The following is a 12,501-nucleotide window of genomic DNA, read 5'->3' on the forward strand; positions in this document are numbered from 1 at the left end:
ACGGCGCAGACTGAGAACTAGCTCAAACTGTTGACTGCTTCGTCTGTGCTTGGTTCCGCCGTTCCAGGAATGGCGGAAGGCAGTGAGAGTCGAACTCACCCGGGAACGGCTGCCGCCCCCAACCGGGTTTGAAGCCCGGCCGCGCCACCGGACGCGAATGCCTTCCATATGCTGCTGCTCAGCGACCAGTGACCCTGGTCGTGAGTGTAGTGGAAACATCAGATGTGGCCAGCGCGTTGTCCGGCCTGATCTTGCGCAGGTCGCCGACCCGCCTGGTCAGGCCGATCCTGTCGAGATGCTCAAGCAGCTGAATGCTGCGCTTGCGACCGATACCGATCTGGTCACGAAACTCAGCTGTGGCTATGACGCCGTTGCGCTTGGCGAGTTCCATCGTCACCGCTGCAAGGCTACGCAACGTCTTGTCGGGATAGAACAGGTCCTTCACCACCTGTTGCAATTGCCCGAGCCGCGCGAGCTTGCGCAGCAGAAGGCGGACCTCGCTTTCCTCCCGTTCCAGGGCTCGCGCCAGGTCGCGCACCCAGGGCGGATCATACCCACCCTCCTCCAGTAACGGCCAGATCTGCGCCTGCAGCCGTTCTTCATCTTCGGTGAGACGTACCCTGTGCCCGGGCTGATGCAGCCAGGGGCCGCTGGCCTCGATACGCCCGGAGCCAAGCAGTGACTCCAGCAGTGCCACGAATACCGGCCGCTCCAGCTCGGGCATGGCATAACGGCGCAGGCGATCACGATCCGGGCCCAGTTCGTCTGGCTGCTCCTCATGGAACTGGCCGAGGCTGGTTTCAAGCTCATTCTGCAATACCTGCCACGCAGGCTCGTTGAATAGCCGGGGACCCTGGCGCGTTGTCACTTCCAGTACACCGGCCGGTAACGTCCAACTACTCGCGGGACGGTTGAACTGACGCTCCAGACGCCAGGGTTCGAGCCCCTGGTGCGATTGCTCCAGCAAGGCAGGAAAAGCGCTTTCCAGCGAGCCGGCGATCAATGCCTGCAACTGGGCGATCCGTTCAGGCGTGCGCCGATGGCGTGCCGGTGCGAAGGGGTCCAGCACCTGACCGCCGCCAATGGTGCGCTGTGCCGACTGGTCGCGCAGCACCAGCCGATCACCATGCACAGCATGTGTCGGCGCGTTCAGTACCAGTTGCGCCAATGTGCTGCCACCGGGTTCAAGCGACTGCTCCTGCAGCAGCGCTACCCGCCCCGTCAGATCATGCGCGCCCAGGTGAATATGCACCGGCGACCAATGCCGCAGCGCTCTCGTCTCACTCGCAAGCAGATCAAGCTGGATGTCCAGTCGGGTAACCGGCGCATGCAAGGCCGGCGCAACAAGCCACTCGCCCCGGTGGATCTGCTGCACGGTTACGCGTTCACCCACGATATTCAGCGCCACGCGCTGACCTGCATGGGCTTGATCCACCTTCTGGTTCTGTGCGTGCAGTCCGCGTACGCGGACTGTTCTGCCTGATGGGCTCAGCTTAAGCTCATCACCCACGCAGACCTGGCCGGCGAATGCCGTGCCGGTGACCACGACCCCGGCACCGGCAACGCTGAATACGCGATCGATGGCCAGGCGGAAATGTCCGGCCTGGCTGCGCTCATGAGCCCGCTGTGCTTCGGCGGCAAGTGCGCTGCGTAACGCATCTATTCCATCATTTCGTAACGCAGATACCGGAAATTGCCTGGCCCCGGCATAGGGGCCGGCAGACAGTAACGTGGAAACCTGACGCTGAACCTCATCAACCCGAGCGGGCTCGACACGGTCGATCTTGCTTATCGCCACTAAAGCTTGCGGAATCCCAAGCAGCTCGGCGATGGCAAGGTGCTCGCGCGTCTGTGGCATGACCCCATCATCGGCGGCAACAACCAGCAGCAGCAGATCGATACCGCTGGCGCCTGCGAGCATGTTATGCACGAACCGTTCATGCCCCGGCACATCGATAAAACCGCAGGGTTGCTCAGCTCCCAGGTCGGCGTAGGCGTAGCCCAGATCGATGGTGATGCCGCGCTCACGCTCCTCTCTCCGGCGATCACCCCGGGCGCCGGTCAATGCCTGCAGCAAGGCTGTCTTGCCGTGGTCAATGTGGCCGGCGGTACCTACAATCACGCTTCTCTCCTCAACGGTTCCGTGTCAGGCAAGTTGGCCTCACAGGTGCAGCCAGATCGAGAACGAACCGAAAAACAGCCAGAACGCGGCGAATAGCCACGGCGATCGCATGGAGAACAGCAGCGACTTGCGCTGCCCCTTGAAATCTGACTCCCAGTCGGAAAACAACGGGGTTTCATCATATACCTGTCCGATCGTTGGTTCGCTGTTCAGCAGGCTGTTCTGTTTTACATACCAGTGGTCGATGATATCGCAGGCTGCCTTGATACCAGGCCAGGCGTTGAGCGAACTGAGCAGCCCGAGCAGAGCCAGCGTCGGCGGTACCACAAGGGTGAATATAGGCCCCCAATCGGGATTCATATTGGCCATGCAGGAGCCATAAGCGATCACCAGGAACGATTGGGCGGACAGATAGGAGTTGGTCCGGGCAGAGAGATTGCCTGCCTCGTTATGAATCTCGTTTCGATAGAAATCCAGCCGGTCCTTCGGCGAAACGAAGATGGCTTTCTCTCGTTCGGTCTCGTTGTGCCTGGGACTATCGGGGGTAACAATCATGGTCCTGACTCTGTGCTCATAGTGAAACAGCTTAGAAGCCGGGCCGCGAGGCAAGTTCCTACCACCGGATCAACGCTCCCGGCCCCGCTATCAACCGATCCGTTCAAGTAGATGGAGTGTCGCTTCGTCATCCTTGCCGTCATAAAAACCGTCCAGCACCAGCCTGAATTCCTCACACTGCGGCGCTGCTCTATCAAACAACGTCATACTCGAGCGTAGCTTCATATCATCCGGCGAACCCAGGATAGCGCGGGGTGAGCTGCCGATGTGCTGCAGCACGGCCTGGCAACATTCAAGCAGCCGTTGCCCCAGTGTAGGGTGCGCCAGATAGGCCCGCGCCTCATCCAGTCCGCAAACAGCGTAACGCTGCGCCATATCGCTGTGGCCGAGACCGGCTACCTGCGGAAAAATGAACCACATCCAGTGGCTTTGCTTGTTGCCCGCCCGCAGCTCAGCCAGGGCGCGTTCATATACGGGCTGCTGGGCATCAACGAAGCGTTGTAGTCGATAAGGATCGTTCATGGATTGGCCTTCGGTTGAATCAATCGATGGGCGAATCGCAGAGAATGGTCTGCTTGTAGTTAATGGATTGTTTGATACATGGCGTAGCCCGCAGGCTACGCCCGGAGGGATCAGCTTTTCGGAGTGTCCTGCTCGGCGTCATCGTCGGGCTCTACACCTTCCTCTCCCTGCTTGGCGAGAAACTCCTCCTGCAGCAAGGCATCCTGTGTAGCCTGCGTGCCCTCTTCAGCTAACGGATCGTTCAGTTCCCGCGAGCTGACAGGCCGCGCATCGAGTTTACCGGTCAGATGCTCAAGCGCATGGCGCGCCTTGGCTGCGGCACCCTCGACTGCAAGATGCAGCGACTCCGCCTTGTGCGATACCGACATGGAGTGGTGGCCCTTGGGGCGAAACTCGATCTGGCACCGCTTGTCCTGCGCTCCGCCCTTCTGGGCGTTCTCATCACTCACATGTATCTCGACCCGCGTGAGCAGTTCCTCGAACCGCTCCAGCTGCTCTACGACTGTCGAACCAACCCATTCCTGCAGCTGAGCACTGCCTTCGATGTGATTGCTGTTGACCTGAACTTGCATATACGGCTCCTGATGTGACGTGACATGAACTGCTATTAAGTTGGAGCTGGACTCAGCCACGAGGTTCAGCGTGCTGGTCAAATCTCTTCTGACCCCACCTCAACTGGCTGACCCGGTGCTTAATGTTTGAGACCCAGCTCGATCCAGGTAGGCGCATGATCGCTGGCCTTGGGCAGGTCCCGGACCCAACGGTCCACTCCCGCATCGACCAGCTTCGGTGCCAGGTCCGCACTCAATAACAGGTGATCGATGCGCAGACCGGAATTGGTTTTCCAGTGCTGGCGAAAATAATCCCAGAAGGTATAGATGCGCTCCTCCGGATAAAGCGCGCGCAGCGCATCGGTCCAGCCCTGGTCGAGCAAGCGCTGATAGCATTCGCGTGATTCCGGCTGCAACAGCGCGTCCTTCTTCCAGGAGCGCGTATTGTAGATATCGAAATCCGTCGGGATGACGTTGTAATCCCCCGCAAGCACCGCAGGATGCCCGGATTCAAACAGTCCCTGCGCATGCCCGATCAGATGCTCGAACCACTTCAGCTTGTAATCGAATTTCGGGCCTGGCTGGGGATTGCCGTTGGGCAGATAGATACAGCCAACTAGCACACCGTGAACAGCAGCTTCGATATACCGGCTCTGGCTGGGATCCGGGTCGTCCGGCAGTCCGCGTCGGGTTTCCAGCGGGTCCGCGTCTTTGGCAAGAATCGCGACCCCGTTCCAGGATTTCTGTCCATGCCAGATGGCGCCATAACCCGCGTCGTTTATCGCATCGATGGGAAAGTCCTCATCAGGTGCCTTCAGTTCCTGAAGGCAAACGACATCGGGCGATTCCTTCTCAAGCCATCCCAGCAAGGCGTCCTGGCGCGACCGGATACCGTTTATGTTGAAAGTCGCAATTTTCAGCTTGTTCACGGACCCGCCCTCCTGGATTCGAGATCACTGTTGTGCAGCCAGTTATTCGGCATCACGCCTGCTGAGTACACGGCTGCCTTCAGGGGGTATGCCAGCATGGCGTGCATACAGACGTGTCAAAGGCGCAGCGGTTACGCCGTGTACGAGGATAGACGCAAAAATGATTGCGCTGGAGGCGTGCCAGAACAGCGGCTCGCCCATGTGCTTGTGCGCCAGGCTGGCGTAATAGATGGCAGCGATACCGATCGGGCCGAACCAGCCAATGAAACGCACGTCCGGTACGGCCCAGTATCGCCTGAGAGCGGGATATAACAGCAGCAGTACCGGCGGACGACGCAACAGCAGGACCAGGATCGTCAGTGCAAGCAGCGGCCAACCCAGATCGGCCCACTCCGTGAAGGGCAAAGCGATGCCGAAAATCACGAACATCGGCAGCGTGAACAGTTTTGCTACGCCCTCCTGGATTTTCTCTTCTTCATGCTCGTCACTCTTGTCGCTGAACAGATTGAACGTCAGCCCCGCCAGGAATACAGAGACCACTGCGTCCGCCTTGAGCAGCTCCGCAAGACCCAACGCGAACAAGGAAAACGCGACCGTGTAACCCAGCAGCGAGGTCTTGTCGACCAGACCATGGTGCTCGGCCAGTGAAAGCAGTTTCGCTGCGGCAAAACCGATGACCACACCCAGCACACTGGCAAACACAACGCCGATAATGATCGATTGCACCAGCCACCTGGACAACGCCTCGCCTGGCGCAAGCGTCAGCATGAAAACCGGCAGCATGACAAACAGATACGCCAGGCCGTCATTCGCACCGGATTCCAGCGACAGGCCGTCACGTATACGCAGCGGCAGGTGTGTCTTGGCGAACTTGCCGGTCACGATGGTACTCGCCACGACCGGGTCCGTTGGCGTAACCACAGCGCCGAACAATAGCGCCGCCCATAACGGCAATCCCAGCAACCAGCCCGCGAGCAATGACGACGTCAGCCACATTGCCAGCATGACCACGGTCAGCAGTAACATCATGGGCTTCAGCAGGACCTTCAGGCTTTCCCGTTTGAGCCGCAGCGCGACACCCATCAGACCTATCGCCAGGGTCAGCCGCGACGCTTGCTCCAGTATCGCTGTATCGTCGCCCCATCTGGACAGATCCAGCAATGCCAGCCCGTAGGGTCCCACCGCGATACCAACCCCCATGGCCAGAATCGACTCGGTTACAGGGCTTCGTTTGAGCGCCGAAGACATCAGAGCGATGCCGACCGCCGTTGCGCCCATCACAGCAAGAGAAAGGTTGAGTTGCTCCATGACCGGCCCTTGAATGCGTATATCCTTGCGAGGCCGTCGTGCCAGGGAAGTTCCGAAATGGAGTCAGCGCCGTTCCGTTTCGACGCTTTGTCGGCACGTCCGAAACGCATGCTGAGTGCCGCTATCCAGGCATGAAAGTCGATAGCTTATGCACCGCGGCGATCTCTCCGCTCCAGATCATTTCGTAATGCGCGGTCTGAACGATGGATGAGATTTGCCTGGGTGTCAGCAGTCCCCAACAAACTGCATCCGGCTGACGAACCGAGTGATAACGGATAGCTGTGGCACCGGCGTTCCTTGCCTCACGACCCAGTAGGCGTGACGCGGCGTAATCGTTGGGCGAGTAGATCGGATCCGTGCGCGGCACACCCAGCGCATCCACCGATCCCGCTTCATCAAATCGTGCGGTCAGTGCTCGGAACACAAACCGTTCGTAACGCAAGTCCGGCACGCGGGACCAGTAGGCTTGCTGGTGGTGTCTGACCTCGGCGATCGCGGTTTCGACCCGATCTGCCAGGTACAGCACACCGAAGGTGCCATCGCTGAAACGCGAGCCTTCCGGATTCACGTGGGTAAAAGGCGCAGCGGCGTAGGAGCACCCGGGCACTCCGAAGGGAATCTCGCTGCGCGGGATCAATTGCAGGTTGCCTGTCTGGTTCTGGATGCGCGGATTGGTGAGTGCCTGTAGCGCGTACAGATCCTCGAATTCCTCGGCGCTGGCCACGTCATCAAAAATCGCTATAGGTGGGAACTTGGAATTGACCAGCCGATAAGCGCGGACTGACTGCGACGGCAATACCGGCAAGCTGCTGACCGCTACCACTGGCTGCCACGCAGGACGTCGATTCGCTTGAAGGTTTCATACACCGCGACCATATCGCCGCCACCCATGACTTCAAGTGGAGAGCGACCAAGGAAAAATGCATTGTCGTTCGGCATCCGCATGAACCCGTAGAGGTTATCGGGGTTATCAAAGACCGTGCGCAGCGCTGCATGAATATTCAGCACGAAGCTGACCCGCGTTAGCTGATCCCGATCCAGGTTGATCGATTGCAGACCGTCCTTGCGCTTGGCCCGGGCGTAGGTGCTGTGCGAGACGCGCAATATTGCCTCGCCCTGCTCCCCCGTGGCGCCCCACTTGTCGAGAATGGTCACGGCCGTACGCAGTCCGGTCGCGGCAGCGATTCTATCTGCAGAAACGGTGGCTGTATTAAGCATGTGACAAGCCTGAGAAGAATGTATCTGGAGATACTACGCCCATGATCCTGTATCTGCAAACACGCAATACCTGCAATCAATGGCTGTGACCCGAGCCCCTTTGCACTCCTGCACCGCAGTTGTGTTCCACCGCACAATCACGCCGGATCTGTGCATCCTCCGGCTGCAAGGTGCAGTGCTCTATACCAAAGCGCTCGCTCAGCAAGGCCTGCATCTGGGGCAAAACCGTCTGCCAGTCAGGCATGTGCTCGAGATCAACATGCGCGGCCAGGGCATGGCTGGTGGAAGACAAGCTCCAGATGTGCAGGTCATGCACCGCAATCACCCCGTCAACCTCAGCCAGTACCTGTTCGACTTCATGCGAATTAACACCGTGCGGAACGCCTTCCATCAGCACGCGAATCACCACGCCGAGCAAGCGGATCGCCGATATCAGGATCAGCAGGCAGACGACCAGCGACAGTATCGGATCGATGACGCTCGGCCCGCCAAACCAGATGATCGCGCCCGCGGCAACAGCTGCAACCGAGCCCAGCAGATCGCCCATCACATGCACTAGCGCTCCGCGTACATTGAGGGTCTGCTCCCCGCGCATCAGTACCCAGGCAACAATGATATTCACCAGCAAACCCAGACCACCAATGAGTAACACGGTACCGCCATCGACTGTGGGCGTGTCGCGCATGCGCCCGATCGCCTCGAAAGCGATGACGGCAATCACCACAAACATGAACAGCACATTGAACAGCGCGCCCAATACCTCGGCGCGTTGCAGGCCAAAGGAATGCGCGCGTGACGCGGGCTTGCTCGCAAGCCAGGCGGAGAAAGCCCCTACGGCCAATGACAGCGAGTCGGTAAACATATGGCCTGCGTCGGATAGCAGCGCCAATGAACTGGCCAAAACGCCAGCAACCACCTCTACGACAGCGAAGCCGGTCGTAAACAGCAGCGCAAACATCAACGTCATGCCGCTGCTATGGTTATGGCTATGTTTGTGGTCGGCGTTGTGACTATGGCTGGACATGAATGGACTCCGCTGGGCTCAACCCATTGGAACCAGCCGATTGATGAAGCGTCAAGCGGAGCCTGCGTTTGTTCCCAGTTGAACAAATCAGGTATCGAGCCGCCCTGCCAGGAACTGCGCCAACCGGCTACGCATGAGCCGACTCTCGCTGCCGAGATTGGCGATGGGTGAACTCTTGAGCTGTTCCTCAGCCAGTTCGGCGCCGACGCCAGCGAGTGCCAAGGGGCAATCAACCGCCAACGCCAGTTTGTTTATTTGCCGCAGCAATGCGGCGTTGGGTGGAACCGGGGCGAACAGGACCAGCCCCTCGGGCTGAATCGACTGGCATACCAGCGGCAGCTCATCAAGCGGCTGGCCGGCGGGCAACACCCGCACCGCGCCGTCATCTGCGCCCAATAACAGCCCCGTTACCAACAGCTCCAGCTCGGGGCAGCTCTCGGGTAAGGCTGCCAGCAGCACACAACCGTTTGCGGTGCGCCGGCCCAATTGCAGACGCTGCAGAACGCGGGCACGAAGAAAGGCATCGTAAGACAGCCACTGACTCAGCTGACCGAAGCCGGATTGATGCATTTGCTCCCGCCACACGGGCAACAATACCTCTTCGAATATCATCGAGACCGGGTAGGTAGAGAAAAGCTGACCGTACACTTGCTCGAGACGGGTTTCGTCAAAGACAGCCACAGCTTGTGCGACACACGCCTGCCACTCGCTCCATTCGTCACGCGCCAATCCGAGCGCGGGGCCACCGACCAGTGGCTTGGCTTGCGTCATTGAGTCAGCCGGTTTGTTGCGTGCAAGCAGACTGCCCACCTTGCTCACTGCTACGCCGCGCTCGGTCCACGACATGATGCTGCGAATGTTTTCGACATCCTCCCGCGAATACAGCCGATGCCCGCCTTCGGTCCGGACCGGCTGGATAAGCCCGTAGCGCCGCTCCCATGCCCGCAGTGTCACCGGATTGACGCCCGTCAGGCGCACCACTTCACGAATCGGTAGCAGTTCATCAGTGGCAGAGTGCTCGATAGGGTCAGACACAGGCTCGGCTCGTTTGGTCATGGACAGGACAACGCAACAAATGAAAGACGGCATTGTAACGCGGCAAAACTCCCTCGCCAGGCAATATAACCTCAGACCCTTGGCGAGCCGCCAGTAATGAAGGCATTTAGCCAGCCCAGACCGGAAGAAAATGGAATAATGCCTGCCTAAGCGCTTTCGAGAAGTCCGGATTCAGGCCAGGATGTTCTAGAATGGCGCCAAACATACCGGGGTGGAAAGAATGATCAACGCAAAACTGCTGCAACGGGTAGTAGAGGCATCCAATGACGGCATCGTAGTAGCCGAACAGGAAGGCGACGACAATATCCTCATCTATGCCAACCCTGCCTTTCAGCGCCTGACGGGCTACCAGGTCGATGACATTCTTTATCAGGACTGCCGTTTTCTGCAGAACGGTGACCGAGACCAACCCGGTCTGGCTGCGATTCGCGAAGCCATTCAGAATGGCCATCCGTGCCGCCAGGTCCTTCGTAATTACCGCCAGGACGCCACCGCCTTCTGGAACGAGCTGTCGATTACCCCGGTTTTCAACGAGGCTGACCAGCTCACCTATTTCATTGGCATTCAGAGAGATGTGAGCACTGAAGTCGAGACTCAGAATCGAGTGCGCGAGCTCGAAGCGGAGGTCGCCGAGTTGAAGCACCAGCTGGCGCAGCTGCAAAATAAAGCCTGACAGGACGGAACGCCCCCTGCTTCCTCCTCACACAATGCTGTGCTCATCGGATCCTGCCGCAACGATACCGCTTCGCATAGCGGGCGATGTCATCTCTTCGCGGCACCCTGCTGCTCTCACCGCTCTTGCCATTCCCAGGCTGCCTCTCAGCCAATAAGCAATGCCGGCAATCTGTACAACCTCCGATCCAGGGAAGGCTTTACCTATTCTTGTACATATGTGATTATTTGTACAACTTAGGACGTAAGTACGCTCACGCCGACTTCGGCATGGATAGCCTGCTTACACGGAACGTTTCACGGAGCCCCATCATGTTCACTCGCATTCGCAAACTGAACGACGCCTTAGAGAATAGCCAGACCCAGCTGGCAGCGCGCCGGGACGAACAGGCCGCTCTACGCAATGCCATGGCGATTGTCGAGTTCAGTCCTTCCGGCATGGTGCTCGATGCCAGCCCGAGATTTCTCGCCATGGTGGGCTATTCCCTGGATCAGCTTCGTGGCCAGCACCACGCCAGGCTTTGCGAATCCTCCTATGCGCACAGCCGTGAATTTGCCGATTTATGGCAGCGCCTGCGAGCGGGAAAATGCTTTAGTCAGCTGGTGCTGCGACAAGCAAGCGACGGGCGCCAACTCTGGCTGGATGCCAATTATATTCCGGTATGTGATGCAAACGGCGCAGTGCAGCGCATCATCAAAGTGGCTACTGATGTCACCCAGCGCACATTGCGATCGCAAAGTGAGTCCAGTTATGTTCAGGCAGTTGACCGGTCCATGGCGCTTATCGAATTCGACCTTGGAGGTCATGTCGTGAATGCCAACGCCAATTTTCTGAAGGTAATGGGTTACGGGCTGGAAGAAATTCGCGGCGAGCACCATCGGATCTTCTGTCAGCCGCACGAAGTGCAGAGTGACGCGTATCGGACATTCTGGGGCCGCCTCAACCGCGGCGAGTACAGCTCCGGACTCTTCGAACGCCTCGATAAATATGGTGCCAAGGTCTGGCTGCAGGCGACATACAACCCACTGTTCAATGCGCAGGGAGCGCTTTATGGCGTGGTCAAATTTGCCACTGACATCACTCTGCAGGTCGCGCAGCGTGAAGCTGAAACGCAAGCAGCGCAACTGGCCTTCGATACCTCCCGGCAGACTGACGCCCATGCAGAACAGGGCAGCGCAGTCGTCCAGCAAACCGTTACCGTTGTACAAAGCATCGCCGATGAACTGCGCCAGGTAGCCGAAGGCATCAGCGCGCTGAGCGTGCAATCAGAAGAGATCGGCAGCATCGTCGGTGCGATTCGTGGCATTGCCGAACAAACCAACCTGCTTGCGTTGAATGCCGCTATCGAGGCGGCACGCGCTGGCGAACAAGGGCGAGGCTTCGCAGTGGTCGCCGAAGAGGTACGCAACCTCGCGCGGCGTACCAGCGAGGCAACCGTAGCGATCACCGAGGTAGTGGGTAAAAACCGCGAGCTGGCCAGACGAGCGGAAAGCAGCATGCAGTCGGGCACACTCAAGGCGGAACAAGGCGTGAGCCTGGTCAATCAGGCCGGGTCAGTGATTCTCGACATCCATCTGGGCGCCCAACAAGTAGTGCAAGCCATCGGTCAATTCGCCCAGACCCTCGACCATCCCCGCTGAGTCATGCAGTCAGCCGGCATCAGGATGCCGGCCAGGCTACCTCAGGCAACGCTTCGAAAGCCGGACGGGCGAACAGATAACTCTGGAACAGATGAACCCCCAGGCTTTGTAATTCACACAGCTCTCCCACCGTCTCGATCCCCTCGGCGATAACATCGATATTCAGCGCCTGGCATACGCCGAGTATTCCTTGCACGATGGCCCGGCGGACCGGATGCGTATGAATGTTTCTCACCAGCGCCATATCGAGTTTGATAATGTCCGGCTGAAACTCGGCGAGTAGATTGAGCCCTGAATAACCGGCGCCAAAATCATCAATCGCCGTCCTGAACTTCTGCCGCTGATACTCGGTGACGATGTCCTTCAAGTGCGCCTTGTCTACCAACTCCTCACTCTCGGTAATCTCGAAAATAATCCTTTCGGTGGGAAAACCGAAACGTCGCGCAGCAGCCAGGGTCGCGCGAATACAGGTCGCGGCCTGGTAAACCGCATTAGGCAAAAAATTGATGCTCAACATACAGGGCATCTGGAGACGCGCAGCCAGCTCTACTGCCTTGATCCGGCACGCCTGGTCGAAGGCATAGCGGTTGTGTTCGTTGACCCGCCCGAGCACTGCCGCAGCGCCGCTGCCGTCGGTGCCACGCACCAGCGCCTCGTAGGCATACAGGCTGTTGTCGCGTAGATCAACGATCGGCTGAAACGCCATGCTGAAATCAAACCCCAGGGCCTTTCCATCACGGCAGGCCTGGCAGGGATTTGTCGAAGGTTGATGGGTCATGAGCGCGAATATCCGTATAAGAGTTGAATGATGCGAAACCTCTACATATTCTTGTACAGGCGCATTGACTTGTACAATATTAATTGTATTCTCAGAACATGTACAACATACGAAGTACGTATAAG

Annotated in this window: 12 protein-coding genes, 1 tRNA gene and 2 pseudogenes; 3 read left to right on the top strand and 12 right to left on the bottom strand. The window is 58.5% G+C overall.

Going from position 1 to position 12,501, the window contains the following annotated elements; all coding sequences use genetic code 11:
- Window positions 1-70 precede the first annotated feature (70 nt).
- The 11 genes from HG264_RS05340 to HG264_RS05390 form a co-directional block, all read right to left on the bottom strand.
- A tRNA-Sec gene (locus HG264_RS05340) sits at window positions 71-166 on the bottom strand.
- 12 nt (window positions 167-178) lie between these two features.
- Window positions 179-2,122 (bottom strand): selenocysteine-specific translation elongation factor, encoded by a 1,944-nt coding sequence (gene selB / locus HG264_RS05345; protein WP_169406685.1) that lies wholly within the window; start codon window positions 2,120-2,122, stop codon window positions 179-181.
- Between the two features lie 39 nt (window positions 2,123-2,161).
- Window positions 2,162-2,677, bottom strand: coding sequence for a hypothetical protein (locus HG264_RS05350; protein ID WP_169406686.1), 516 nt, complete (start codon window positions 2,675-2,677; stop codon window positions 2,162-2,164).
- Window positions 2,678-2,767: 90 nt separating this feature from the next.
- On the bottom strand, window positions 2,768-3,199 hold the full coding sequence (locus tag HG264_RS05355) for a DUF1810 domain-containing protein (RefSeq protein ID WP_169406687.1): 432 nt from the start codon (window positions 3,197-3,199) through the stop codon (window positions 2,768-2,770).
- A 110-nt stretch (window positions 3,200-3,309) separates the two neighbouring features.
- Window positions 3,310-3,771 carry an HPF/RaiA family ribosome-associated protein gene (locus tag HG264_RS05360; RefSeq protein WP_169406688.1) on the bottom strand — a complete coding sequence of 154 codons (462 nt, stop codon included), beginning with the start codon at window positions 3,769-3,771 and terminating at the stop codon, window positions 3,310-3,312.
- Window positions 3,772-3,890: 119 nt separating this feature from the next.
- On the bottom strand, window positions 3,891-4,679 hold the full coding sequence (gene xth / locus HG264_RS05365; RefSeq protein ID WP_169406689.1) for an exodeoxyribonuclease III: 789 nt from the start codon (window positions 4,677-4,679) through the stop codon (window positions 3,891-3,893).
- Between the two features lie 42 nt (window positions 4,680-4,721).
- The gene (locus HG264_RS05370; RefSeq protein ID WP_169406690.1) at window positions 4,722-5,987 is read right to left on the bottom strand and encodes a cation:proton antiporter; all 1,266 of its coding nucleotides are present in this window, start codon (window positions 5,985-5,987) and stop codon (window positions 4,722-4,724) included.
- Between the two features lie 121 nt (window positions 5,988-6,108).
- Window positions 6,109-6,810 (bottom strand): RES family NAD+ phosphorylase, encoded by a 702-nt coding sequence (locus HG264_RS05375; RefSeq protein ID WP_169406691.1) that lies wholly within the window; start codon window positions 6,808-6,810, stop codon window positions 6,109-6,111.
- On the bottom strand, window positions 6,804-7,205 hold the full coding sequence (locus HG264_RS05380) for an antitoxin Xre-like helix-turn-helix domain-containing protein (RefSeq protein WP_169406692.1): 402 nt from the start codon (window positions 7,203-7,205) through the stop codon (window positions 6,804-6,806). Before HG264_RS05380 ends, HG264_RS05375 begins: the two co-directional genes overlap by 7 nt.
- Window positions 7,206-7,281: 76 nt before the next feature.
- Complete coding sequence (locus HG264_RS05385) at window positions 7,282-8,229, bottom strand: cation diffusion facilitator family transporter (protein WP_169406693.1); 948 nt, start codon at window positions 8,227-8,229, stop codon at window positions 7,282-7,284.
- An 87-nt stretch (window positions 8,230-8,316) separates the two neighbouring features.
- Window positions 8,317-9,285 (bottom strand): MerR family transcriptional regulator, encoded by a 969-nt coding sequence (locus HG264_RS05390; protein ID WP_169406694.1) that lies wholly within the window; start codon window positions 9,283-9,285, stop codon window positions 8,317-8,319.
- A 220-nt stretch (window positions 9,286-9,505) separates the two neighbouring features.
- Here HG264_RS05390 and HG264_RS05395 point away from each other — a divergent pair, with 220 nt between their 5' ends.
- The 3 genes and pseudogenes from HG264_RS05395 to HG264_RS18800 form a co-directional block, all read left to right on the top strand.
- A complete protein-coding gene (locus HG264_RS05395) occupies window positions 9,506-9,958 on the top strand; it encodes a PAS domain-containing protein (protein WP_169406695.1) in 453 nt (150 codons plus the stop codon).
- Between the two features lie 407 nt (window positions 9,959-10,365).
- Window positions 10,366-11,049, top strand: a pseudogene (locus HG264_RS18795) (PAS domain-containing protein); the annotation flags it as partial.
- Between the two features lie 102 nt (window positions 11,050-11,151).
- Window positions 11,152-11,598: pseudogene (locus tag HG264_RS18800) on the top strand (methyl-accepting chemotaxis protein); the annotation flags it as partial.
- Window positions 11,599-11,617: 19 nt separating this feature from the next.
- Here the strand turns inward: HG264_RS18800 and HG264_RS05405 are convergent.
- On the bottom strand, window positions 11,618-12,376 hold the full coding sequence (locus HG264_RS05405; protein WP_218573045.1) for an EAL domain-containing protein: 759 nt from the start codon (window positions 12,374-12,376) through the stop codon (window positions 11,618-11,620).
- Window positions 12,377-12,501 lie beyond the last annotated feature (125 nt).

This window comes from Pseudomonas sp. gcc21, assembly GCF_012844345.1.
In the GTDB taxonomy this organism is placed as follows: Bacteria; Pseudomonadota; Gammaproteobacteria; order Pseudomonadales; family Pseudomonadaceae; genus Halopseudomonas.

What these genes read in the sequence shown, in the direction of transcription:
- HG264_RS05350 (WP_169406686.1), bottom strand. Translation starts at nt 2,677, where the DNA reads ATGATTGTTACCCCCGATAGTCCCAGGCACAACGAGACCGAACGAGAG.
- HG264_RS05355 (WP_169406687.1), bottom strand. Translation starts at nt 3,199, where the DNA reads ATGAACGATCCTTATCGACTACAACGCTTCGTTGATGCCCAGCAGCCC.
- HG264_RS05360 (WP_169406688.1), bottom strand. Translation starts at nt 3,771, where the DNA reads ATGCAAGTTCAGGTCAACAGCAATCACATCGAAGGCAGTGCTCAGCTG.
- HG264_RS05370 (WP_169406690.1), bottom strand. Translation starts at nt 5,987, where the DNA reads ATGGAGCAACTCAACCTTTCTCTTGCTGTGATGGGCGCAACGGCGGTC.
- HG264_RS05380 (WP_169406692.1), bottom strand. Translation starts at nt 7,205, where the DNA reads ATGCTTAATACAGCCACCGTTTCTGCAGATAGAATCGCTGCCGCGACC.
- HG264_RS05385 (WP_169406693.1), bottom strand. Translation starts at nt 8,229, where the DNA reads ATGTCCAGCCATAGTCACAACGCCGACCACAAACATAGCCATAACCAT.
- HG264_RS05390 (WP_169406694.1), bottom strand. Translation starts at nt 9,285, where the DNA reads ATGACCAAACGAGCCGAGCCTGTGTCTGACCCTATCGAGCACTCTGCC.
- HG264_RS05395 (WP_169406695.1), top strand. Translation starts at nt 9,506, where the DNA reads ATGATCAACGCAAAACTGCTGCAACGGGTAGTAGAGGCATCCAATGAC.
- HG264_RS05405 (WP_218573045.1), bottom strand. Translation starts at nt 12,376, where the DNA reads ATGACCCATCAACCTTCGACAAATCCCTGCCAGGCCTGCCGTGATGGA.